The organism is Sphingomonas bacterium (assembly GCF_903642285.1).
Taxonomy (GTDB): domain Bacteria; phylum Pseudomonadota; class Alphaproteobacteria; order Sphingomonadales; family Sphingomonadaceae; genus Sphingomonas.
The window spans coordinates 1-22,713 of sequence record NZ_CAHJWJ010000001.1; the positions used below are offsets into that span (position 1 = coordinate 1).

A 22,713-nucleotide genomic window follows, 5' to 3' on the forward strand; every position below is an offset into this window, starting at 1 on the left:
ACCTGGAAGATCGTTTAACCCATTGATGACGGACGATCGGCCAACCGTATGTCGTGGTCCTCACCGGATGCTTACCGCCAATCTCGTCTACAATATCAATCGCCTGATCTTCCACGCACGGCAGGCCGCGACGGTATAGCCACGTTCGGCGACGGTGTTTTCCGGCTGCGCTAGCCGAAACCCCGCCTTCGAGCCGCCACTACCGAGCAGGATGCCGTCTTTGCCTCGCAATCAGCGTCGCGTAGCCACGTTGATGTGGGCGCCCAGCTGGTGAGTCTGATCGCTTCAGGCATCTATATTTTGGAACACGAATTAGGGATTGGCGTCAGATAATTTCGGCTAAACGCCAAACTGCAAGTAGCCGATTTCGATTGGGGCCACCAGTTTCGGGAATTGACTGGATCGGTTGGCCGAGGCTGTAAGGCGCGATACTTAAATTAATATCACGAAAATCGCCGGATGGAATATCGGTATTGCGGGCAATCTTCGGATCCGAGCTTGCCAGAAGAAATACTGCTCCGGATTGACGGATGTTCCTGAGCGCGCGATCGGCGTCCTTGAATGACAGGTGGAAGAGGACTTCTCGACATAGTATGGCGTCGGCCATGGGCGGTATCGTTTCGCAAACGTCCATGACAATGAAAGAGCGGTTCGCGCTGGCGTGACTGATCTTATTGGCTTCGATTACCTCTGGGACAATATCGATGCCAGTGTAACGATCAAGCGCAAGAGATGTATGCGACATCCACGTAAAGTCGCCACAGCCAACGTCGACGAGCGTCCTCACGTCCAAGTCCGAAAGCAGCACAGGCAAGGACGAGCGAAGCGCTTCGGTTGCGCTTAGCGAAGATCCCAGGCCGGATAGCGGAGCGTCGCTGTCGTGTATGATCCAAACGCCGTCCCTGTAGATCTGTTTGAACCTTTCCGCTCTCGTTCCCGACGCTAAATAGCTCACATCCTTTCCACGAAGTTTCCAAAACAAAACAACCAGACGTTCGCCGCCGTTGCGGATCAGACTTTCCTTTACTGCACTTTTCAGCCGCACGATCGCACTTGTCGCCATGTTCTCTCTTTCATTGCAATGGAAATGACGCTTACGATCAATCTAAGTACGCATTGCGCACGTTGTGCTGGCACCTGATCGTGCAATTCGATTGTCCCGGGGCCGGGCGAGTCTCCAGCCACGAATGCTAGCACATTGCATTCTAGCGACCGAACGCCATGGTGCCATTCGCCATCTTTGCCCGGACGCAGAAAGGCCGGCCGCTCCTTGGGGAACCGCCGGCCTTTCACAACGCCAAACCGGAAAGGGTCCGTTAGGCGATGGAGCCTGAAGCGATGCCGTTGATGCCCGCGGTGAATTTCACGTCCGACCGGCGCTTCGCCGACCGAAGCGCGAAGCCCGCCAAACCGAAGCCGACTATCATCATCAGCCACGTGCCGGGTTCGGGCGTGGCGGCGGCAATGGAACTGGCAATCGTGCCGAACTGCACATTGTCTAGTTCGCTGTCGAACGTCTTGGATGTCGTGATGGTCGCCGAACTGAACAGCGTCGGCGACGTGTAGCCGAGGAAGCCGAAGCCCGTGGTGCCTGAATAATTATAGGTGTTCGATATGCCATTTATCGTCAGGACAAACGCACCGCTAGAAGCTCCCACGAATCCACGTGCGATCGTGGACAGGTCGAGTGCGAACGAGTTGACCGGCGCAGCGAAGGTGAACGTCAAATTTCCGAAGTTATCGTCCAAGACCGAGCCCGTAGCAGCACCGAACCGGTTCTTGATCTGGTTGCCCCCGTTGACATAGGTGTTATCGAGCACGTTCAGGTTGCTGAAGCTGCCGGTGATCGACAGGCCATTACGAGAAAACGTGGTGCCCTCAGGCACATTGCCGATGCCGTTGCTCGTGGGCGTTGTGATCCCTTCGAACCCCTCGGTCGTGATCGCGCCACCCAATGTCGCCGTGGCGAATTGGGTACGGCTGGCGTCGCCGGTGTAGAAAGTCTGCGCGCCTGCAATCGCAGGAACGAATCCCGCAGCAGTCACGGTAGCAATCAAAGCGATCGTCTTGGCGTTCACGACGTTTCCCCCCTTACGAATGATTGACAGCATCGCTAACCCATTTCTCTGATTCTTAGCAATAGGTTACGATACGTCCATTCCTGATCCATTTTGGGACAGCTGCACGCTGATCCTGTTCATCGACGACATGGTCGCCACGCTCGAAATGATTGGCGGTAGGCAACAGGGGTGCCGCCGGTGACCTGCGCGCTCAGCATCACACGCGGTATCGGCGCAGCGGCCTGATGATAAAATCGTTCGAGAAGGCTGGTTTCTTATCACAGACCGTCTATCCGACGTTGACAGAAGCGCTTGGGATTAGACGAGCGGCATTGCTTGAAATGCGGTTACGGGGGCGTGTTGGCGCAAGCAATTAACACTCTACAAAGACGGGCTGATGGCGTTCGACAGCTGATGCCGGGTCATACCTGGCTGTCGATCCAGTATTTGAGGGGGGCGGCGGCCATGCTCGTCGTTCTTTTCCATGCGAGAGACAAAGAGTCCTGGCTGTTCAATCCGCTGGAATGGTTCGGCGCAGGTGCGCACGGCGTAGACATCTTTTTCGTGATCAGCGGCTTCGTGATGTATGTCGCCGCGCGTGACGAGACAATCGGGCGTTTCTATGCCCGTCGGTTCGCGAGAATCGCTCCGCTCTATTGGCTGATGACGGTGCTGGCGGTGGCGCTGCATTGCCTGCGAACCGGCGACGGCTTCTCACGGCTGAACCTCGTTCGCTCGATCGCCTTCATCCCTTTTTTCAATCCCTCGTTCCAAGGCAAAATCTGGCCGCTGCTCGTCCCGGGCTGGACCTTGCAGTTCGAGGTCTTTTTCTACGTGCTGTTCGGACTCGCTTTGCTTATCCGGCGGCCGCTGCTCCTCGTCTGGCTGGTGCTACCGCTGCTCGTCCTGCTCGGCCACCTCTTCCCCATGAACAACGCGCTGTGGCAAGTGTACACCAGTCCGCTGCTGCTGGAATTCGCGGCGGGGCTGCTGGTTGGCTGGGCTATATCGGTATTCGATTTCAGTCGGATGGCGCTCTTCCTGCCGATCGGTATCGTCGCGCTTCTGTCGAGCGACCTGTTTCTCGTGCCGCACTTACGTTATATCGGCGTCGCCGCGGTCGCCATCGTCGTGGGCGCGCTCGGCGTGGAAGACAGCGGTCGGCTGCCGTCATGGCGGTTGATGAAATGGCTCGGCGATGCAAGTTTTTCGCTGTATCTGGTCCATGCACCGATCATCGATCTTTGCGGCATTTGGTGGCGCACGCTCGGGCTTTCGGGGCCGATGCAGTTCGTTTCGTTCGTTCTGGTGAGCGTCGGCGTATCGCTATGCGCGGGTTTTGCCACGCACCGGTGGATCGAGAGGCCGCTGCTGCGCTGGCTGAATCATACGACCCCCGTCCTGATGTCCCGCTGACACCACGCGTCGAGCGGTCACGCTGTCATGTAGACTGGGCCGTGATGATCTTCTTTGGTATTTCCTTCACGGGGGCACCACCCAATCGCCGCGCCCATTTCCTGCCGAGCGATCGTCCAGGCAGTTCGACATAGCGGTAGATCGGCTCCTGGAGCACCAGCGTCAGCGGGATCGCGGCGGTCATCCACGCCAGCAGACTCCAGCTTGCATCGACCCCCCATCTGGTGGCGAAAAGGCCGATCACCATGATGACGGACCAGTGCAGGAGATACGTCGAATATGACCGATCGGCGAGGAACTGGGCAGCCCTGCTCTCCAGCGCCGCTCGCATGACGCCCGTATAGATGCGGTCGGTTGCGCCACTCGGCGTCTCGTGCCGCATCATGAAGCTGTAGACGACGATCCAGAGCGCGATGGCGGGCGAGCCGATCCATAACAGCGAAAAGCCGAGCCCAAGGCCGACCGCGGCGATATACGAGACCGAGCCGGCCAGTGCCGGTGCGGCAAAGCGACTCGCGATCCCGATGAGGAAGAACTTCGCCGAACCGGCCAGCATGCTCGGCCGATCCCACAGGGGTTTGAGCGCTTCGTGATACCATAGCGACAGGAGTGCCACCGCAACGACCAAGATCGTTGCGCCCCGTCGATGTCGGCACATGCGGATGACCAACGGAGCGACGAGATAGAATTGCCATTCCAGCGACACGCTCCATCCGGGCGGCGAAAAAACATATTCCGACAGCGGCAAGACGGTATTCGGCAGTACGCCGTGCAGCATGGTTAGATGAGCGATGATGTGCTGGGGCAAATATTCGACCGTTTCGTCGAACAGCGCGGCATGATTCATCTCGAACCAAGTGGGATCGGACCAGCGGGCACTGGCCGCGTAGGCCAGTCCGCCGATCAGACAACAGACGGAGAATGCCGGGAAAAGCCGCATGAAGCGGGGGACGATATAGGGCAAATAACGGGTAGGTCGTTCGATCAGCAGATGGGAAATGACGAAGCCGCTGATGATGATGAACGTGCTGACCGCTTCACCGCCAAGGTCCATCCGCACCCAGTCGGCACCACCCGCATCCGGCAACGCCTGCTGCACGATATGCGTGGCGACGACGATCCACGCCAGCCACGCACGCAAGCCATCGATCGCGATATACCGCGGCATCGTCCGAACCACCTGCCTGCTGTCGTCGGGTCCGGGCACGATATTCCTTGGATCGCTGTTGTCGGCGAATGTCCTATCGACGGTTATCGCGGCATCATCAATCGACTGTTTCTCGCGGTCGCCGTGGATGGCCTGCGGGTCTGCTCGCGCCGCGCGATCGGGCAGGTGTTATACCGCACCGCCTCGGGCGTCACAACGCGCGAGCCTTTGGCATCAAGCCGTTATATTCGTTCAAATATACCAGCGCGGTTTGTTCAGGCGACAGTCGTTCGGCGACATAGGGCCGCGGCTCGAAATCGGCAACGCGACGCCAGAAATGGTCGAACCGTTGCTCGAGATCGGCTAATGTGAACGTCACGCCGCATCGATCGTCGAAATACGGAACGCTGCTGACGACGAGATCGTCGCTGGCGAACGGCAGCTGCCGAGGGTCGACCAGTTTACCCTCCTCCCAGGCGAACACCGGGACGTTCATCCCCATCGCTTCCTCACATGCCAGGCCCTGCGTTTCGTGCTCGCACAGAAACGCCATCGACCGGGCGCGGCGAAGTGCGGCGAAATACATCTGCTGGGTATGCTTACCATATTCCAGGATCTCGTAACTGCGACCCTGTTTTTCCAACGCGGCCACCAGCCGGTCCCTGACCGCGGGAACCAGGGTGCCGCGATACCAGCGGATCTTGTCATAGATGACGACGTCGACGGTCTTCGTCATCCCGCGCGTGTCTTTCAGCGTAGCCAGATCGATACCGACGGGGCAGCACAGCATCTTGTCGCTGCCATAATCCCGGTAATAATCGACGAACCACGGCGACGGCTGGAGAACCGCTTTCACCTTTGGCTGCCGCGCCCATTCACCCGCGGTATCGGGATAGCCTGGATCGCCCGGCCCGAAGATGACCGGATTGGGCAGGTCGACCTCGTCGAGCACGCTCGGGTAGCCGGCGATACCGATGGGATACAGCGGATCGGCCCGCGCCGTACCGAAGTCGTTGATGCGCACGTCGCAGCCCAGTCGGCGCAACCCGTCGACCAGCGCGACGAAGGCCACGTAGAAGCCGGTGTTCACCTGCTTCCCGCGAGCGAGGCGCCACACGGCGCGCGTGGCACATCGGGCGCGGTGGAAGAGGCGCGGGCCCAGCCGCTCGCGTGCCTTCAGTTCATAACCATCGTAGAACAACAACACGCGCGCCGACGCCGGCGACGGAGGCTGCGCGCCGTCGGCGTCGATTGAAATACCGTCCCTCATCGATCCGTCGCCCATGCTGCTATCACCGTCCGGCCGCCTTAATGCCGCGGGGAGGGCGATCCGTCTTGGTTGAAAAATGGGGCCACTGACCCAATGACGATGGCGCTGCCTTTTCCCGATCGCGCCGACCTGCACGATTGCCCGCACGTGGTTTGGTACGATGACCGGCAATACGGGTCGGATCGCCTTGGCCTCGGTATCGGGTCATTCTGGCAATTCAATTGGTGATGCGGACAACACGTCACTTTCCGGCAGGAATCACTGTGATATAGCATCGCTCTTAATGAGGGGTGATGGATGGGACTGGGTTTTCAAGTACGGCGTGTTCGCAATGCCGCGCGCCGTCGTATCTCGCCCCTCGATGGGATCATGCGCCCGCGGGATTATTGGGCTACCCGACGCGTCCCGCATTTCACGGCAGGCCAAAGCATGGTTTGCGGGAGGACGGTCCGCTATTCGGACTCGTTCGGGTTTTTGCACTCCGTCATCGAGATATTCAAGGACGAGGTCTATCAGTTCAAGGCGGACAACGCCGCACCGCACATCATCGACGCCGGTGCGAACATCGGATTGAGCGTGTTGTTCTTCAAGGAACTATACCCTGAAGCGACGATCGTGGCGTACGAGCCGGATCGGGAAATCTTCCAGCTCCTTTGCGAGAATGTCGGCCATTTGCCGGGCGTGGAGCTTCACGAAGCCGCGGCGTGGACGGAAGACACCACGCTGACCTTCTTCAAGGAAGGGTCGCTTGCCGGATCGACGGAAATGGATTTCCTGAGCAAGGGGTCGACCGTTCTCGTTCGAGCGGAGCGGTTGAAAGACGCAATCTTGAAACGTCCGGTCGATTTCCTGAAGATCGACATCGAAGGCGCGGAGAACGCGGTGTTGTTCGATATCGTCGATTGCCTGGATCATGTCCGACATCTTTTCTTCGAATATCACAGCACGCCCGGCAAGCCACAGCTTTTGGGGCAGTTGCTCGAACTGGTCGCGGCCAAGGGGTTCCGGTACGCGATCAATGGTGCCCACGGCCCCGCGCTTCCCTTTGTCGACAAGGTGCCTCACGGGTTCGACCTCCAGCTCAACATATTCTGCTTTCGCGAATAGCCGGATCGGCTGATTGCGCGGATCGGCCCGCGTCAACCGCGGCGCTTACCCTGAGCGCATCCGCCGCAATCTTGTCCGTGGCAGCCCCGATGCCAAGCTCGCGTTCACAAATAACTGCTACACGGTCGTCGCCGGCGCCGCTCGTCCTCGGATGAGAGCGCGTGTTCAAGAGGTCAAACTGAATGTCGATGCGGAAGTCCTTGATCTGGTCGTACGGCAGTCAAGGGGCGAACCTCTTCGTCGGTTTCCTCTCGTCGGTCGCGATCGCGCGGATGCTCGATCCCCACGAATTCGGCGTGTTCGCTTTTGCGATGGCGGCGATGGGTTTCATCGGCGTATTCACCTCGCTGAACCTCGGCAGCTACCTCGTGAGAGAAGAGCAACTCAGCCGCCAGCAACTGTCATCGCTGTTTACGTTGAATGCGTGTGAAATCATCATATTCTGTACGGCAATATTGATTGCGTCGTTAGTCGAGTGGATGGCCGGTGCACAGCGTGAGATATCCATCGTGCTGGCGATAAGCGTCGTATCTCCGCTGATCGCTATATTCGAATTTATTCCTGCATCTCTTTATCAAAGGGAGATGGACTTTGCGACGCTGTCGAAAGTGGCCGTGATTCGAAACGTCATCACGAGCATCGCCGCGGTCTGCGCGGTAGCTTACGGTTTGGGTGCCGTGGGACTAGCCGTCGGCCCGGCGGCCGGCTCCCTGTTCTCGGTGACTTATTTCAATATCCGGCGGTACCAGGACACGGTCTTCATTCCGACAAGAAGGGGACTGCGACCGGCGTTCGTCTATGGTCTCCAGATCATGTCGATCAGCGGCGTCGCCCAGTTGGCGCAGCGTATCTCCGACCTCAGTCTCGGGCGTATACTGGGGCTTTCCGCGCTCGGCCTCTATTCGCGGGCATCCAATCTCGCCGGGATGGTGTTCACCAGCGTTTACGGCCAGGCTACCAGCGTCGTCTTCGTTCGCATGGCACAAGACCTGCGCGAGCACGGCAGCTTCCACGCCTCGTTTATGGCGAGCATGCGAATGATTACCGCGGCAATCTGGCCGATGATGATCGGGATCGCCATTCTTTCCCGTCCGCTCATCCATTCGATCTACGGCGGCAAATGGGATGCTGCCGCCGCGCCGCTGAGCATCCTGATGCTCGCGCAATTCGTGGCGTTGGGCTTCGGCATGAACTGGGAGGTCTTCGTCCTGCGTCATCAGACGGCGTTGCAGACCCGCTTCGAGCTGATCCGGGCAGTTTGCGGTGTGGCGCTCTTCATCGGCGGGTGTTTTTTCGGCATTGCAGGGGCGGCGGCAAGTCGCGTTGCAGAGGCGTTGATCGGATATTTTCTCTACCGACCACACATGGATAGACTGGTCGGGACGCGGGCGGGCGAGATCGAAACCATCTTTCGCGAAAGTCTGGGATTGACGGCGGTCGCGGTTTCGCCCGCACTGCTCTTGATGGTCCTCGGCGGCTGGTCCTATCAGACGCCATTCGCGCTGGTCGTGACGTCGGTGGCCGCCGGGATCGCGCTTTGGCTGCTGGCCGTTCGCCACCGAAAGCACCCGCTATTCGCCGAACTGCTCTTTGTGCGTAATCGCTTGCGCACGGGCTAGGTCACGGTGGCAAGTTCGATGTTCGCACCGCCCGCGGGATCCAAATCTGCCGCCGAACGGCCAGCCGATGTGGCTACCAATACCAGTCGGTATAACGCCGATATGATTCGACCAGGTTGGTTGGCCCATATTGCGATCTGGTGAGCGACCGGATCGTCTTGTCGAACATGGCAAGATCATCGTCCGATTCGGCGAAGGGTGCCAACAACACGTGCAAGTCACGTTCCAGCTTGCGGCCTCGGTTCAGGGTATAGTCGAGATGATAATACCATGCGTAGAAACAGGCCTCGACCACATTGCTCATGACCCGGCGCACATCGGGTTTCAAGACGACCGACCGACTTAGAAATTCGACCGTTTGATAGAACAGGATACGGTCGCTTGCGACGAATCCGGTGCTCAGGCGGAGACGAGACCGGGAAAAACGCCTGTTCGCTTTCTCTCGTGCGACGCTCCCGTTGCTCTGATTGTTTCCGTGGATGCGGTGGTACACGATCGCATCGTCGATATAAACGAGGCCCGATGAAAATTGCGCCTCCAGCGCGATCAGCCAGTCGAACGGCCGCGATCCGTAGAACGCGCCGACGTCCAGCCAATCACGGCGGATAAGGGCCGCGTGCGCAGAGACGAGCGGATAGAAGAGTGAGCGGAGCCGTCCTTGCGTTTTGGCGTCGATCCGGAATGCCTCCAGAAGCGATCGGCCCTGCTCCCCGCCGGCACCGTCAATGATATCCGATCGGCCGAATGCCAGCGGCAGGCTGCCGATGCCGGCCAGCAGCCGTTCGTTCCTATCCGACGCCCATATATCGTCCTGATCGGCGATGGCGATGAACGTCCCCAATGCCTGGCTGAGAAGTTCGACGAGCCGTCGGCGCTGACCGCGATTACCCGATGACGGCAGCAGGCGAAGCCGGGCATCCGTGCCGACCAGTTCTTCGATAATAGCGACCGTGTCGTCGGACGACCCATCGTCCATCACGAGCAGTTCGAAATCGGGGTCGCTCTGCCCCAAGATTGATGCAACCTGTTCACGGATGAAGGACGCGCCATTCCAGGTCGGCATCAAGATGGATGTCGTCGGCATCTAGGCCTGATCCCCCAAGGCGATACGAAGACTGCGCCGATCGAAATACCGCTCGATGATCGAAATATCATACCCCGTGGTTCGGACGGCCTCGTCCCAGCCGCGAAGGTCCACATTATAGGCGTTGTCCCTCAACAGGGAGATTTTTACATACGGAAAACCGCGATCGACCAACTCCCGCCAGCGCCCAAGCGTCGGGTTTCGATGATCCGTTTGGTTTGTGTCGTACAATACGGCCGTCGATAGTCCTGCCGCCGACAGCCGATCACGAAGGCGGATTTCGTAACAGCCGATCACCCATTCACGATCACCCTGCCGGACGCTTCTCCAAAAGAGGCGAAACGCTTCGGATCGCAGTGCCCGCGACTTGAAGAACAAGACGAAACTTTGGAAATGGTGGGTACGTTCGTGGCTTTCGGTCAATCCGACCACGTCGCCGTCGACTGCCCGCACATCGGCCAGGACGCCGTCGAGGCCAAAGAACGGTCCGAAGACGCTGTCGTTGGCGATCACGAGCAGGTCGAGACTGGCGATCGACTTCCCCAACTGTCTGATGGCATCGGCCCAGGCACCAAAGTCATATCCTCGGTTTTCACGCAGCAGGATGCCATCGGCGAATTGCAGGTCATCTTCTTTGATCGCCGCAAGATGATCCGAGGCGACGATCAGAATGACCGACATGCCCGATGCTTGCCACGCGCGCGCATGGACGAGCGCATGCTCGGGAACGCATCCTCCGGTAGCGACGGTCACGAACAGGCAGGTTTCACGGGCAAGGCCACACGGCCGCTTCAACCACCGTGATTTCGTGGGGAGGTTACGATCGACCTTGGCGGCGTCCATTCCCAGCAGCGTTGCTGCCTTGACGACCACGCAACGCAGCCCTGGGCCGATGATCACGCTCCGTCCATTGCTGTTGAGGTTCGTACGGCGCTTGGCGCATTCGGCGGCGGGCACGTCGTCGGGGGGGGCATAACCGGAGTTCCTCATGCGACACTCCGTCGGACACCCGGCAGGGGCACCCCGAGCAGCTGGCCGGTCCGCCGAACCTGCATCTTCACCGTGTCCTTCAATGCCAGAAACCCGCGCTCGCGCGGGCGTTGGGCATAGAGCATGTCGAGCGTTGCCGGCGAGCGGTCGGCAAGACCTGCCCGGACCAGCGTCGGCAGCCGACCGGCAAACTCGGCTTTCGTCGGGTAGGGCCAGTAATGATACACCAGGTCCGCCGCCTCGCTCAGCGCGCAATGGCGAAACGCATATCCCATCGCAAACTGTTCGCCGTGATGAATTTTCTTGCCGTCCATTCCTGTCGGATCGGCGCCCGCCCAGATGGCGTCGCTGAGCGACAGGGCCTCACGAACAAGCCCGATATCGGTGGCGTCGATGGCGACTATGCCCGTGTTCCACATCGGTGTGTCGGCTTCCACGATCACCGGCGCGCCGGACGAGAGCCGATAGTCGCCTTGCTCCAATTGCTTGACCAGCGCGCGGTCCGGCATCGTCGCCGTGGATCGGATACAGCCCTCGCGGATATGGAAACACGCCCGACCCCGGCCCACGCGGTGAAAAAGGCTCGCGGGGGGGCGCGTGAAATACGTGTCGGTATCGATGAAAACCACTTTACCGCCAAACCGGTCGAGTGCGTCGATGATCGCGCACGTCTTGCGCCGATGCACGTAGTCCCCACCATCCAACCAGCGCTCGAGCGTCGCATCTTCGATATGCACCACGTCGACCGGCAACCCGGCGAATGTCGAAGGGCGATCGCAATAGACGACAATCCGGCAGCCCAGCGGTGGGTCGCCCGCGACGCGCATCAGCGATAATATCGAGTAGATCGCCTGGTCGTAGATTTCCTGCCGGCCATAGCACAGATACAGCAGTACCGGCTCAGGCGACGTCATTGGAAACACTCAACCGACGGACGCTCGGCGGACAGTCGCCGAACCGCCGCAACAGATAATCGCGAACGCCCGCCCGCCATGCCAACGCCAGCCGCGAACGCCCGAACAGCAAGGCGAACAGACGCGTGATCTGGCTTCTGGCAGGCGTGAGCCGGTTGCCCTGCCGAATGAATTCGATGATCTGTCGCGGGCGCTGCGCCAGCCGGCAATGGCGTTCCGCGAACAGAAGCTGGTTGCGAGCGAGAAAATAGACGTTCAGCGGCGAATAGCCTCCGCCGATCGACCCGGAGCCGTCATGGATGATGTGTGCGGACCGGACCATGATGAGGGGATAACCGGCCTTGCGGGCGCGAAACGCCCAGTCGGTATCGTCATAGTTCAGGAAATACGCGTCGTCGAAAAGACCAAGCGTCTTGAAGTGCCGTCGGTTGGCGAAGATGCCCGCACCCTTGATGAAAGCGGTCGCGTACAAAGGGGGCAGGTCGTCGAGCCGTACATTATCGATATTGGTGATGTCGGCCAGCCCGGTTCCGCTATTGACGGTTGCGCCGACGAATTCCGGCGTTCCACCGTCGCCGGAAAGGTGGAGCGGACCCAATATCGGGTCGCCGCCGTGCGCCAGGCTGGTGCGCAACAGCTCGTTCATGGTCTCGGGCAGGACCTGTGCGTCGTTGTTGAGAATGAAGATATTGTCGAAGCCGTCATCCAGCGCGCGGCGGATGGCGAGGTTGTTGCCCCCGGTCCAGCCGCCATTCACGTCGGAAAACAGCACCGTCACATCGTCGCCGAGCGCCCGCAGATGATCGGCGGAAGCATCGGTCGACGCGTTGTCGACCAGATATAGATGCCAATCGATACCTTCACTGCGGCGAAGCGACGCTAGGCAATCCAGGCTGAGTTGCCAGCCGTTCCAGTTCACGATGATGACCGCGACGCTCATCGGCCCCGAGGCGGGGGACGGTGAGGGTTCCGCAACGTCGGTCGGAGGCAGCATGGCGTCGCCCTGCTCGCTCAGCGGCTGATCGACGCGTGATCGAGAAGCGGCCGCCACCAGCCCTCGTTGCCGAGGAACCAGGCGAGTGTCTCGGCGAAACCGGTCGAGAAATCGCGTTGCGGCGCATAACCGAGTTCGCTGCGGATCTTGGTCTCGTCGATGGCGTAGCGGCGGTCGTGGCCGGGGCGGTCCGTCACGTAGCTGATGAGATCCCTGGTCGCTGCACCCCGCGCGGCGGCGGCATCCGGGAACCGGCCTGCAAGCGACACGTCGGCGGCGAACGCTGCGTCGACGCCGCGGCAAATCTCCTCGATCACGCGCAAATTGGGCAGTTCCTGACCACCGCCGATATTATAAACTTCGCCCGGACGCCCCTTGTCCACCACGAGCGAGATGCCGTGGCAGTGATCCTCGACATGCAGCCAGTCGCGGACGTTCATCCCGTCTCCGTAGACGGGCAGGGGCCGGCCCGCGAGGGCGTTGAGGGTGAACAGCGGGATCAGCTTCTCGGGAAACTGGTATGGCCCGTAATTGTTCGAGCAATTGCTGATCGTCGTCTCGAGCCCGTAGGTATGGTGATAGGCGCGGACGAGGTGATCGGAGCCGGCCTTGCTGGCGGAGTAGGGCGAATTGGGCCGGTACGGCGTTTCCTCGGTAAAGGCGGGGTCGTCGTGTTCGAGCGTGCCATAGACCTCGTCGGTCGACACGTGATGGAAACGATGCGGCCTTTTCGCGCCGGTCAGCCACGCAGCTCGGGCGGCCTGCAGCAGGACATGGGTGCCGACCACATTGGTCTGAACGAACGCCTCGGGACCGCTGATCGATCGGTCGACATGGCTTTCCGCTGCGAAGTGGACGATCGTGTCGAGCTGGTGGTCGGACAACAGCCTGTCGACCAGCTCGCGGTCGCCGATGTCACCCTCGACAAAAATGATATCCGGCACACCGGCCAGGCTCTCGCGATTGCCTGCATAGGTCAGCGCATCGAGCACCACGATCACATCTTCGGACCGTTCGGCGCGACGCTGGCGAGCATAGTTGCTGCCGATGAAGCCGGCGCCACCGGTCACGAGCAGGTTAGCCATGAGCTGCAATTTCCTTGAGCATTGTTCGCAGGTTGACGCGCCAGTGCGGCGCCGGCTTCTCGAGAATATTCCAGGTGCGGGTCTTGTCCAGCACCGAATAGAAGGGACGGCGGGCAGGGGTGGGGAATTGCGCCGTGGTGATCGGTATCACCGGCACCGCCTTGGCCAACAAGCCCAGCGCGACCGACTCCTCCTGGATGGCGACGGCGAAATCATACCAGCTCGCCACGCCGGCGTCCGTATAATGGAGCATGCCGGTCGCCTCCGCCTGCCACAACGCCCAGAGCGCGCGTGCGAGATCGGGGGCGTAGGTGGGGGTGCCGACCTGATCGGCGACGACTCCGACCGAATCGCGCTCGTTCATCAGCCGAAGCATGGTCCGGACGAAGTTGCCGCCGGTCGGTGCATAGACCCAGGCGGTACGAACGATCAGCGCATCACCACCTGCCGCGATTTCTCCTGCGAGCTTGGTGCGGCCATATGCGCTGACCGGCGCGGCCGGGGCGTCGGGACAATAGGGTATGCCGCCATTGCCGTCGAAGACGAAGTCGGTCGAAACATGGACCAGCTTTGCGCCGACGTCGCGCGCGGCCGCGGCGAGAATGCCGACCGCGTCTGCGTTGATCGCATGAGCAGCGGCCTCCTCAGCCTCGGCGCGATCGACCGCCGTCCACGCGGCGGCGTTCAGGATGACGTCCGGGCGCTCGCTGGCGATCAGGTCCCGTACCGCCGCGGCATCGGTCAGGTCGAGCGTCGCGCGATCACGCGCGACGATGGCGATGCCGGTCGGGGCCACGGCCTGCAACGCGGTCCCGAGCTGGCCGTCCGAGCCGGTGATAAGCGCCTTCACGCGCGCATCCCCGTCACGCGAACACATCGACGGCAGAGAGCGGTACCACGACAGTATCCTTTGCCGACAGGCTGGGCGTCATGCCGTTAAGCGGCCAGTCGATGCCGATCGCAGGATCGTCCCAGCGGATCGAATGCTCGAGTTGCGGGCGATAGACGCTGGTGCATTTATAGAGAAAGTCGGTGCCGTCGACGAGGCACAGGAAGCCGTGCGCGAAGCCTTCCGGCACCCACAGCATCCGCTTGTTCGCGGCGGAGAGTTCCACACCCGTCCATCGCCCGAAATGCGGCGAGGAGCGACGGATGTCGACGGCCACGTCGAAGACCGCACCGGCGGTGACGCGGACCAGCTTGCCCTGCGGCTCGGGGTTCTGGAAATGCAGGCCGCGCAACACCCCGGCCTGGGACCGGCTGTGATTGTCCTGGACGAATCTGGTCGGCAACCCGGCGGCCGCGAACGCTTCCTCGTTAAAGCTTTCGAGGAAGAACCCTCGATCGTCACCGAAGACACGCGGTTCGACGATGACGACATCGGGCAGGTCGGTCTCGATGCACGTCACCATGCCCGCGTTCCTTCATTCAGCATCGCGAGGAGATACTCGCCATACCCGCTCTTGCGCAGCGGTGCCGCGATGCGTTCGAGCTGGGCACCGTCGATAAAGCCCATCCGCCATGCGATTTCCTCGGGGCAGCAGATCTTCAGACCCTGCCTGTCCTCCGTCACCTTCACATATTGCGCGGCGTCGAGGAGCGAGGCATGGGTGCCGGTGTCGAGCCAAGCGTAGCCGCGCCCCATGATCTCCACGTTCAGCGACCCCGCATCGAGATAGAGCCGGTTGAGATCGGTGATTTCCAGTTCGCCGCGCTCGGACGGCTGGATGCGATGGGCATAGTCTACGGCATTGCCATCGTAGAAATAAAGACCGGTAACCGCATAGTTCGACCTGGGCTTCGCAGGCTTTTCCTCGATGGTCTCCGCTCGGCCCTGCGCGTCGAAGGAGACCACCCCGTATGATGTCGGGTCCGCCACATAATAGCCGAACACGGTTGCCCCAGCGGTGCGCGCATCGGCCGAGGCCAGCAGATCGGTAAGCCCATGCCCGTAGAAGACGTTGTCGCCGAGCACGAGCGCCGAAGGATTGGCGCCGACGAAATCAGCGCCGATGATGAAGGCCTGCGCCAACCCGTCGGGGCTGGGCTGGACGGCGTAGTCGATCGAAAGGCCCCATGCCGCCCCATCACCAAGCACTGCCTGAAATGCGGCTTGATCGTGAGGAGTCGTGATGATGAGGATATCGCGGATGCCGGCGAGCATCAGCGTGGATAGCGGGTAATAGATCATCGGCTTATCGTACACGGGCATCAACTGCTTCGAGACGCCCCGGGTCAGCGGATACAGCCGCGTCCCCGACCCGCCCGCCAGAATCATCCCCTTGCGCATTCGATCAACCCCAGATTAAGCCTCGCCTCATAATGTATTGGCGCAGCGCAGCAATACCGGTTCTAGGCGCGGCACCTTGCAAAACACTTACTGGAGCGGGCGATTGAACGAACGGTTGTCGCAGGGTCGGTTGATCGACGTCGCCGTCTGCACCTATCGCCGCGCCTCGTTGGAGACCACGTTGCGATCGCTTGCCACGCAGATACTCCCGGTCGGCACCTCGCTGCGGGTCATCGTCGCCGACAATGACGAGACCCCTATCGCCCGCGCGCTGGTGGTATCGATCGGCGCGGAACTCGGCATCGACTATCGCTACATCCACGCGCCGCAACGCAACATCTCGGTCGCGCGCAACGCTTGTCTCGACGCCGGCGACGCGCCGCTGCTCGCTTTTATCGACGACGACGAAAGCGCCATTCCTCACTGGCTGGCGGCGCTGGCCGCACGTCTGGACGAAACCGGGGCGGACGCCGTACTAGGACCCGCCAGGGCGCTCTATCCACCGGGTGCTCCTGCTTGGGCCAGTCGTGCCGACCTTCATTCGACGACGCCGCCGTTCACAGAGACCGACGACATCAGGACGGGCTATACCTGTAACGTCCTGTTGCGGCGGTCGGCGTTCGGCGGGCGTCGGTTCGACCTCGACCTCGGCCGGTCGGGCGGCGAGGACGACGTGTTCTTCGCCGGCGCGGTGCGCGACGGTGCGCGGATCGCCTATGCGCCTGATGCAATCGTCGACGATCCCGTGCCGATTGCGCGGCTGACGATCGGTTGGTTGTGCCGTCGCTCGTTCCGCAACGGCCAGACCTACGCGCGTACCCGGCTGGCGGCGGGCGGCGGCCGCCCCATCCTCCTGGTGACGGCGGCGGGCAAGGCGGTGCTGTGCCTGGTCGCCGCGGCGATCACTGCGCCGTCCGCCGTGCGCTGGCGGCGAATGACCGTGCGGGGAATGCTGCATCTTGGTGCATGCGCGACCTATCTGGGGCGGCCCGATCTGCAGCTGTATTGATCCGGCGTTGGGGAAACGATCATGACACTGCCGCGCTTCTCGATCGTGATCGTCAACTTCAACTACGCCCAGTTCCTGCCGCAGGCGATCGATTCGGCGCTGGCGCAGACGCTCGACGGGTGCGAAGTGATCGTCGTCGACGACGCATCCGCCGACGGGTCGCGTGAAGTCATCGCTGGTTATGGCGACCGGATCATCCGTATTTTCCGGTCGGAAAACGGCGGGATGTCGGCCGCGGTCAATGCGGGTTTCGGTCGATGTTCGGCACAGCTGATCCTGTTCCTCGACGCGGACGATTTCCTGTATCCCGACGCGGCCCAGCGGATCGTCGCGTCCTGGTCGCCCGGCGTGGCGCAGGTGCAGGCGCGGCTTCACCTCGTCGATGTCACGGGGCGGGTCGAGGATGTCTTCCCGCCTTATGAAGTGGCGTTGGCGACCGGGGATGTCGCGCCGGCGCTGGCGGCGTACGGCCGCTACGCCACGACGGTGACCACCGGGCTGGCCTTTTCCCGCGAGGCGCTGGAACGGGTCATGCCGATCCCCGAACGCGCGTTCGACCGGTCCGCGGACGGGTATCTCGCGACGGTCGTGCCGCTATACGGACGCGTTATTGCGATCGAGGAGCCGATCGGTGCCTATCGCCGACACGACAGCAACCATAGCGGCTTCGGCGCGAACATCGCGAAGCGTGCGCGCTGGCGGGTCGATCACGACGAGCACCGATACGCCGCGCTGCGCGACCACGGCCATCGTCGAAACGTGACGATCGCACAGGAGCCGGGCATGGCCGACGGCATTCACCTCGAACAACGACTGGCGTCGTTGTGCTTCGCGCCGGATGAGCATCCTTACCGTGGCGATCGTCGCGCGTCGCTGGGCCTCGCGGGTGCACGGGCGGCGTTCGCGGCGCCGATGTCGCTGAAACGGCGAACGACCAGTGCGGCTATCTTCCTGGCCGCGGGGCTTGCACCCGGGCCGATCGCGCGGCGGGCACTCGCGTGGAAGATCGAACGGTCGAGCCGGCCGCGGGTGATCGACTGGCTGGCCGGCCATTTGCGACGGCTGATGGGGTAGCGTCGACTATATCAGGAATCGCGGCTCGTCGACGGTGGCCCGGCGAGGCGTCAACTTGGTCATGGCACCGTCCCATTTGTCTCTCGCGATATCCGTGAGTGTCGCCAGCAGCCGTCCGGGATGTTCAGCGTGCCGAGCGACGGCCCGAACGACGCCCAGCGATCTTTTCTGCGACAGGAATGCGCGGTGACGTCGCTTGCGTGCAACCTGGTCGAGATGTCGTCGCAGCGTGGCATGAAGATCGGCATCGTTAGCCGATAACGCCAGAAGCTCGACGATTGCTTGCTCTACCGCCTCGAGATCGCGCTCGCCATGCGCGCTGCTCAGCGAATGCGCGTGCTCCACGGCAACATAATGGCAGCCGGCGGAAAGGCGGAAACGCGCGCCCGCGATCAGGGCGCGGACGTACAAGTGGTAATCCTCCGACAATCGCATCTGCTCGGCATACCGCAGGCCATGACGGTCCAGAAAGGCACGTGACATGACAGGTTTGAGAAACCCATATTCGTGTTTGTAGCGGCCGCGTTGCGATATCGATCCCTCGACGAAGCCGACCGCGGTCAGCCGGCGAGGTTCGATATGGTGGCGGCCGATCTCGACGCACGCACGCCGTACGGTGCCTGGGTCGCGGACGAACACGATATTGTCGGCGACCAGGTCCCAATCCGAAGTTGCGAACAGTGCGGCGAAGCGTCCGGGCAAGAAAAAATCATCGGCGTCGAGGATGGCGATGAAGGCCGCGTCGCTGGCGGCGATCGCGAAGTTGCGCGCACCGCTTGGGCCCGCATTGGCGGGCAGGGTGCGAACCGACAGTCGGCCGGTGCCGTCGTCATGCGCCGATGCCGCGACGTCCGTGCCATCGGTCGAGGCATCGTCGATCACGCGGACTTCGCACACCTCCGGTTCGGCTAGCGCGGAATCGATCGCGCGGCCGATGGTCGCGGCAGCATTATAGGCTGCGATGATGACGCAGACAGAGGCGTCTGAACGGATCATCGCCGGACGTCCCTTTCGAAGAGCGCTTTCCCAAGGGACGTTCCAGTTCCGCCCGGCGAACGCGCCGAACGTTGCACCGCACAACGGAAACAAGGATAAAGACAGGGATGCATCGTCCGCAAATCGTATATTTCGTTCACGACATCAACGATCCCGCGGTGAATCGCAGAGTAGCCATGCTGCGGGCCGCGGGGAGTGACGTGGTCGTGGCCGGGTTTCGACGCGACGATCGGGTGCCGACCGAGGTGGCGGGCGCGGCCGTGGTGGATCTCGGGCGCACCCGGGACAACGCGCTCAAGCAGCGTGCGATGAAGGTGATCGCCAACCTGGTGCGGCCCTCAAAGATGTTGGCGGCGAGCGCGGGGGCGGATGTCATCATCGGACGCAATCTGGAATCGCTCCTGCTCGCGCGTCGCGCGCAACGGACCCACGGCGGCGCCCGACTGGTGTATGAATGTCTCGATATCCACCGGACGTTGCTCGGGGGATCGCTGGCGGCGCGCGCCATCCAGCGGATCGAGGCCTCCTTGCTCGGTGCCATCGACCTGCTGATCGTGTCGTCGCCCGCTTTTCTCCGGGACCATTTCGCGAAGCGACCCACGCTGCGCGCACCCACCTTGCTGGTCGAGAACAAGCTTCTGCTCCTGCACACGGCCCTGCCAGCGCGATGCGATCCGCCGCCCGGTCCACCGTGGACGATCGGATGGCTAGGAAATCTGCGCTGTCGCCGAAGCTTCGCGGAACTGAGCGCGTTGGCGGCGAAATCTGACGGGCGCGTGCGGATATTGATCGCGGGACGACCCAGTCCCGCGATTTTCGACGACTTCGAGGCGATGGTCGCTGCGGCCCCGCACTGCCGCTATATCGGGCCCTACACAGCGGACGATTTGCCGAACCTCTATGCGCAATGCCATTTCGCCTGGGGCATCGACTATTTCGAGGAGGGGCTGAACTCCCGCTGGCTGCTCCCCAACAAACTGTACGAGGCGGCATGCTTCGGTACCGTCCCGATCGCGCTGGCAGACGTCGAGACGGGGCATTGGCTCGAGCGGCATGGTGCGGGCGTCCTGCTGGACGACACCGCACCCATGGCAGGGCAGCTGTCCACGTTGTTCGAGACGCTCGACCAGCCCGGCTACGCGTCGTTGCGCGCGGGGGTAGACGACATTCCGGATCCCGACCTGATCGCCGATCGCGGTGACTGCTCGGCGCTCTTGGAAGCGATCATCGGCGCATGAGCATGCTGATCGTCATTCCGTGCCTGAACGAGGCTATGACGCTGCCGGGGCTGCTCGCCCAGCAATTGGCCGAAACCGACGCGACGATCGTCGTCGCGGACGGTGGCAGCGACGACGGCAGCCGCGAGATCGTCGCGCAGCTCGCGGCGCAGCAGCATCACCGGCTCGTGTTGCTCGACAATGCGGCGCGACTTCAGTCTGCGGGTATCAATCTCGCCGTGGAACGCCACGGCGACGGCGTACGCTGGCTTGTGCGGATCGACGCGCATTGCGATTACCCGGCCGGCTATGCACGCCGCCTGGTCGAGACGGCCGAAGCGCGGGATGCGACTTCGGTCGTGGTGCCGATGGTCAGTCGTGGCACGCGCTGTTTCCAGATTGCAGCCGCGACGGCGCAGAATTCGAGACTCGGCACCGGCGGTTCTCCGCATCGGCATATCGGCACCGGCGGTTTTGTCGATCATGGCCACCATGCGTTGATGGATCTGACGTCGTTTCGTGCGGTGGGGGGATACCGGACGGACATGGCGGCGAACGAGGATGCCGAACTCGACAAGCGGCTGATCGCTGCCGGCGCGCGGATCTGGCTAGAGCCCATGCTGGCGGTGACCTATCATCCCCGATCGTCGATCGGCGCGCTGTGGCGGCAATATTGGCGGTATGGCGAAGGCCGGAGCCGGACGCTGCGGCTGCACCGAAGCCGTCCCAAACTGCGGCAGACGCTGCCCCTAATGGTGCCAGCGGCGGTATTGCTCTCGGTGGCCACCCCGGTCAGCACGGTGTTCGCGTTGCCGTTGCTGGTTTGGGCGATCCTGTGCGTGGGCGCCGGTGCGATGATCGGTGTTCGCGAGCGCGACCGGTGCGCGATGTTGAGCGGTGTTCCGGCCATGACGATGCATCTTGCGTGGGGGTTGGGATTTTTGAAGGAAATGCTGGCCGAAATTAAGTGATTGGACAGCGTCCCGACCCGCGAATCATGTTGGGATCGTTCGATGGGTACGGGCGGCGGCGAAAGCCCAATGATCGGCACGGCACCGGATCGCTTCTGCGGTTCCCATTTTGAGACACGCAGGCGCTTCTAAATTTGCCGCAACGCAAAAAGACATCTGGACTCGGGCATCGCGGTCGGAGTAGTAATCGACTCGTTAAGAAATTGCGTAGTCGGGGCACCCTCTGGCTGCTTGTTTTTTGATTTGGCCCTTCGGGCAAAGGGGAATACATCATGAGCAGGTATGGGTTGGTCGCTGTCGTTGCGGCATGCGGTATCACTGGGGTGGCCAACGCGGCGCCGCCTCCGACGATCAATTACACGTCGACGTTCGGTATCACGAATTCTTCCGCAGTGGTGGATGAAACGTTCAACAAGACGCCATTGGCACAGGGTACGTTTAAGGCGTACAACCCGAGCACGGGTGTTGGCGGCGATGCGACTGCCAATTCCTTCTTCACGGAGTCGTTGACTGGGGCAGCTACGCTTTTCCCGGGTTCGGAAGATACGCTGGGCGCTGGCTTCGATCCCGACGGTGGTGCTGACAACTATCTGGCGATCGGCAGCACAGGCTCCGGGTCGGCATCGGGGGCGCTGACGCTCACGTTCACGACTGCGGTCCAGTATTTCTCGTTCGCATTCGGGACGCTCGACAATTATAATTCCGTGACGGTGAATTATGCCGACGGCTCCAGCTACTCCTTCACCGGGTCGGGCATCATCGGTGGAACGAACGGTGCCTCGCCGGCGCAGGGAACTGCTGGCCGTGTCAGTTTCAATGCAAATGGCGGTTCGGCGTTTTCGTCGATTGTTCTAGGATCAGACTACGCGGCATTCGAGGTCGATGATCTCGCGGCTGCCGCGCCCGAGCCCGGTACTTGGGTCATGATGATCCTGGGCTTTGGCCTTCTGGGCAGCGCACTGCGGTATCGTCGTCGGAAGTCGACCGTCGCGTTTGCCTGATCCCTTCACGATCTGATAAAGGGCGTTACCTCGTGGAGGTGACGCCCTTTTTTTTGAAAAATCTTTCATAGTCGAGCAGAGGCCAGTTATGGGTGTTTTCGATCTGGTCACGCTGGCGATCTTCGCAGGGCTGATCGTCCTGTTTCTGCAGCGATCGATCGAGCCTGGCGATCACCGCGATCATTTGTGGCAGTATCTGGTTGCGTCGCTGGGTTGCGCGGGTGCCAACTATCTTGGTGACAATGATTATCGATTGTTAGCCGTGCTCCTGATCGTCGGTACGCTTGCGTTCATCTTCTATGTGTTGAAGCCCATTCCGCAACCACCATCGTCCTGACCCGTCAAGCTTTTGGCGAGCGTGCATATCCCGGCGGTTCTTGCCCGATCAGCCGATACCGGCTAGGGTTTCGCAATGGTTCGGACTGGAAAGGTATCGGGCGTGCTGAGTAGATTCGGACGGTCTTTGTTG

General features: G+C 61.6%; 22 protein-coding genes. 9 read left to right on the forward strand and 13 right to left on the reverse strand.

All coding sequences use genetic code 11. The features are described from left to right. Positions 1 to 325: 325 nt before the first annotated feature. Together HUU99_RS00005 and HUU99_RS00010 are read right to left on the reverse strand one after the other, a co-directional pair. The gene (locus HUU99_RS00005) at positions 326 to 1,063 is read right to left on the reverse strand and encodes a class I SAM-dependent methyltransferase (RefSeq protein ID WP_174284525.1); all 738 of its coding nucleotides are present in this window, start codon (positions 1,061 to 1,063) and stop codon (positions 326 to 328) included. A 253-nt stretch (positions 1,064 to 1,316) separates the two neighbouring features. After that, positions 1,317 to 2,078 carry a PEPxxWA-CTERM sorting domain-containing protein gene (locus HUU99_RS00010; RefSeq protein WP_174284526.1) on the reverse strand — a complete coding sequence of 254 codons (762 nt, stop codon included), beginning with the start codon at positions 2,076 to 2,078 and terminating at the stop codon, positions 1,317 to 1,319. A gap of 342 nt (positions 2,079 to 2,420) precedes the next feature. On the opposite strand from HUU99_RS00010, the gene HUU99_RS00015 reads away from it, so the two are divergent. Beyond that, positions 2,421 to 3,476: an acyltransferase family protein gene (locus HUU99_RS00015; protein ID WP_174284527.1), complete on the forward strand. Its 1,056-nt coding sequence runs from the start codon at positions 2,421 to 2,423 to the stop codon at positions 3,474 to 3,476. Positions 3,477 to 3,501: 25 nt separating this feature from the next. Here the strand turns inward: HUU99_RS00015 and HUU99_RS00020 are convergent, their stop codons facing one another. Both HUU99_RS00020 and HUU99_RS00025 read right to left on the reverse strand, forming a co-directional pair. Further along, complete coding sequence (locus tag HUU99_RS00020; RefSeq protein WP_174284528.1) at positions 3,502 to 4,683, reverse strand: acyltransferase family protein; 1,182 nt, start codon at positions 4,681 to 4,683, stop codon at positions 3,502 to 3,504. A 151-nt stretch (positions 4,684 to 4,834) separates the two neighbouring features. Continuing rightward, entirely contained in the window at positions 4,835 to 5,908 is a 1,074-nt protein-coding gene (locus HUU99_RS00025) for a glycosyltransferase family 1 protein (protein WP_174284529.1), read from the reverse strand. A 459-nt stretch (positions 5,909 to 6,367) separates the two neighbouring features. Here HUU99_RS00025 and HUU99_RS00030 point away from each other — a divergent pair, with 459 nt between their 5' ends. Beyond that, positions 6,368 to 7,000: an FkbM family methyltransferase gene (locus HUU99_RS00030; RefSeq protein ID WP_174284530.1), complete on the forward strand. Its 633-nt coding sequence runs from the start codon at positions 6,368 to 6,370 to the stop codon at positions 6,998 to 7,000. A 182-nt stretch (positions 7,001 to 7,182) separates the two neighbouring features. Then, complete coding sequence (locus HUU99_RS00035; RefSeq protein WP_174284531.1) at positions 7,183 to 8,619, forward strand: oligosaccharide flippase family protein; 1,437 nt, start codon at positions 7,183 to 7,185, stop codon at positions 8,617 to 8,619. A gap of 73 nt (positions 8,620 to 8,692) precedes the next feature. On the opposite strand, the gene HUU99_RS00040 is transcribed toward HUU99_RS00035, so the two are convergent. Genes HUU99_RS00040 through rfbA form a run of 8 tightly spaced genes read right to left on the reverse strand, consistent with a single transcriptional unit; the run spans position 8,693 to position 15,976 of the window. Next, positions 8,693 to 9,703 carry a glycosyltransferase gene (locus HUU99_RS00040; RefSeq protein WP_174284532.1) on the reverse strand — a complete coding sequence of 337 codons (1,011 nt, stop codon included), beginning with the start codon at positions 9,701 to 9,703 and terminating at the stop codon, positions 8,693 to 8,695. Next, positions 9,704 to 10,693 carry a rhamnan synthesis F family protein gene (locus tag HUU99_RS00045; RefSeq protein WP_174284533.1) on the reverse strand — a complete coding sequence of 330 codons (990 nt, stop codon included), beginning with the start codon at positions 10,691 to 10,693 and terminating at the stop codon, positions 9,704 to 9,706. It lies immediately after the preceding gene. Next, positions 10,690 to 11,607 (reverse strand): hypothetical protein, encoded by a 918-nt coding sequence (locus HUU99_RS00050; RefSeq protein WP_174284534.1) that lies wholly within the window; start codon positions 11,605 to 11,607, stop codon positions 10,690 to 10,692. The genes HUU99_RS00045 and HUU99_RS00050 overlap by 4 nt, the downstream gene beginning before the upstream one ends. Then, complete coding sequence (locus HUU99_RS00055; protein ID WP_174284535.1) at positions 11,594 to 12,601, reverse strand: glycosyltransferase family 2 protein; 1,008 nt, start codon at positions 12,599 to 12,601, stop codon at positions 11,594 to 11,596. The genes HUU99_RS00050 and HUU99_RS00055 overlap by 14 nt, the downstream gene beginning before the upstream one ends. Before the next feature lie 17 nt (positions 12,602 to 12,618). Further along, entirely contained in the window at positions 12,619 to 13,686 is a 1,068-nt protein-coding gene (rfbB, locus tag HUU99_RS00060) for a dTDP-glucose 4,6-dehydratase (RefSeq protein WP_174284536.1), read from the reverse strand. Continuing rightward, a complete protein-coding gene (gene rfbD, locus HUU99_RS00065; protein ID WP_174284537.1) occupies positions 13,679 to 14,536 on the reverse strand; it encodes a dTDP-4-dehydrorhamnose reductase in 858 nt (285 codons plus the stop codon). The genes rfbB and rfbD overlap by 8 nt, the downstream gene beginning before the upstream one ends. 13 nt (positions 14,537 to 14,549) lie before the next feature. After that, positions 14,550 to 15,095, reverse strand: coding sequence for a dTDP-4-dehydrorhamnose 3,5-epimerase (gene rfbC / locus HUU99_RS00070; RefSeq protein WP_174284721.1), 546 nt, complete (start codon positions 15,093 to 15,095; stop codon positions 14,550 to 14,552). Further along, positions 15,092 to 15,976 carry a glucose-1-phosphate thymidylyltransferase RfbA gene (gene rfbA / locus HUU99_RS00075; protein WP_174284538.1) on the reverse strand — a complete coding sequence of 295 codons (885 nt, stop codon included), beginning with the start codon at positions 15,974 to 15,976 and terminating at the stop codon, positions 15,092 to 15,094. Before rfbA ends, rfbC begins: the two co-directional genes overlap by 4 nt. Positions 15,977 to 16,079: 103 nt before the next feature. Here rfbA and HUU99_RS00080 point away from each other — a divergent pair, with 103 nt between their 5' ends. After that, complete coding sequence (locus HUU99_RS00080; protein ID WP_217430720.1) at positions 16,080 to 16,985, forward strand: glycosyltransferase; 906 nt, start codon at positions 16,080 to 16,082, stop codon at positions 16,983 to 16,985. 21 nt (positions 16,986 to 17,006) lie between these two features. Beyond that, entirely contained in the window at positions 17,007 to 18,059 is a 1,053-nt protein-coding gene (locus HUU99_RS00085; protein WP_174284539.1) for a glycosyltransferase family 2 protein, read from the forward strand. 6 nt (positions 18,060 to 18,065) lie between these two features. Here the strand turns inward: HUU99_RS00085 and HUU99_RS00090 are convergent, their stop codons facing one another. Next, positions 18,066 to 19,055 carry a glycosyltransferase family 2 protein gene (locus HUU99_RS00090; protein ID WP_174284540.1) on the reverse strand — a complete coding sequence of 330 codons (990 nt, stop codon included), beginning with the start codon at positions 19,053 to 19,055 and terminating at the stop codon, positions 18,066 to 18,068. Between the two features lie 107 nt (positions 19,056 to 19,162). Here HUU99_RS00090 and HUU99_RS00095 point away from each other — a divergent pair, with 107 nt between their 5' ends. The 4 genes from HUU99_RS00095 (at position 19,163) to HUU99_RS00110 (ending at position 22,581) form a co-directional block, all read left to right on the forward strand. Next, complete coding sequence (locus tag HUU99_RS00095) at positions 19,163 to 20,293, forward strand: glycosyltransferase (RefSeq protein ID WP_174284541.1); 1,131 nt, start codon at positions 19,163 to 19,165, stop codon at positions 20,291 to 20,293. Beyond that, positions 20,290 to 21,243, forward strand: a complete 954-nt coding sequence (locus tag HUU99_RS00100; protein ID WP_174284542.1) for a glycosyltransferase family 2 protein — start codon at positions 20,290 to 20,292, stop codon at positions 21,241 to 21,243. The genes HUU99_RS00095 and HUU99_RS00100 overlap by 4 nt, the downstream gene beginning before the upstream one ends. 272 nt (positions 21,244 to 21,515) lie before the next feature. After that, positions 21,516 to 22,244 (forward strand): Npun_F0296 family exosortase-dependent surface protein, encoded by a 729-nt coding sequence (locus HUU99_RS00105; protein WP_217430721.1) that lies wholly within the window; start codon positions 21,516 to 21,518, stop codon positions 22,242 to 22,244. A gap of 88 nt (positions 22,245 to 22,332) precedes the next feature. Further along, positions 22,333 to 22,581 carry an XrtV sorting system accessory protein gene (locus HUU99_RS00110; RefSeq protein ID WP_174284544.1) on the forward strand — a complete coding sequence of 83 codons (249 nt, stop codon included), beginning with the start codon at positions 22,333 to 22,335 and terminating at the stop codon, positions 22,579 to 22,581. The last annotated feature ends 132 nt before the right edge of the window (positions 22,582 to 22,713 follow it).

Bases quoted from the DNA above. Each gene is read 5' to 3' on its own strand.
- HUU99_RS00040 (WP_174284532.1), bottom strand. From the start codon at position 9,703: ATGCCGACGACATCCATCTTGATGCCGACCTGGAATGGCGCGTCCTTC.
- HUU99_RS00055 (WP_174284535.1), bottom strand. From the start codon at position 12,601: ATGCTGCCTCCGACCGACGTTGCGGAACCCTCACCGTCCCCCGCCTCG.
- HUU99_RS00085 (WP_174284539.1), top strand. From the start codon at position 17,007: ATGACACTGCCGCGCTTCTCGATCGTGATCGTCAACTTCAACTACGCC.
- HUU99_RS00045 (WP_174284533.1), bottom strand. From the start codon at position 10,693: ATGAGGAACTCCGGTTATGCCCCCCCCGACGACGTGCCCGCCGCCGAA.
- HUU99_RS00090 (WP_174284540.1), bottom strand. From the start codon at position 19,055: ATGATCCGTTCAGACGCCTCTGTCTGCGTCATCATCGCAGCCTATAAT.
- rfbA (WP_174284538.1), bottom strand. From the start codon at position 15,976: ATGCGCAAGGGGATGATTCTGGCGGGCGGGTCGGGGACGCGGCTGTAT.
- HUU99_RS00100 (WP_174284542.1), top strand. From the start codon at position 20,290: ATGAGCATGCTGATCGTCATTCCGTGCCTGAACGAGGCTATGACGCTG.
- HUU99_RS00110 (WP_174284544.1), top strand. From the start codon at position 22,333: ATGGGTGTTTTCGATCTGGTCACGCTGGCGATCTTCGCAGGGCTGATC.
- HUU99_RS00050 (WP_174284534.1), bottom strand. From the start codon at position 11,607: ATGACGTCGCCTGAGCCGGTACTGCTGTATCTGTGCTATGGCCGGCAG.
- HUU99_RS00005 (WP_174284525.1), bottom strand. From the start codon at position 1,063: ATGGCGACAAGTGCGATCGTGCGGCTGAAAAGTGCAGTAAAGGAAAGT.
- HUU99_RS00105 (WP_217430721.1), top strand. From the start codon at position 21,516: ATGAGCAGGTATGGGTTGGTCGCTGTCGTTGCGGCATGCGGTATCACT.
- HUU99_RS00025 (WP_174284529.1), bottom strand. From the start codon at position 5,908: ATGGGCGACGGATCGATGAGGGACGGTATTTCAATCGACGCCGACGGC.
- HUU99_RS00035 (WP_174284531.1), top strand. From the start codon at position 7,183: ATGTCGATGCGGAAGTCCTTGATCTGGTCGTACGGCAGTCAAGGGGCG.
- HUU99_RS00095 (WP_174284541.1), top strand. From the start codon at position 19,163: ATGCATCGTCCGCAAATCGTATATTTCGTTCACGACATCAACGATCCC.
- rfbB (WP_174284536.1), bottom strand. From the start codon at position 13,686: ATGGCTAACCTGCTCGTGACCGGTGGCGCCGGCTTCATCGGCAGCAAC.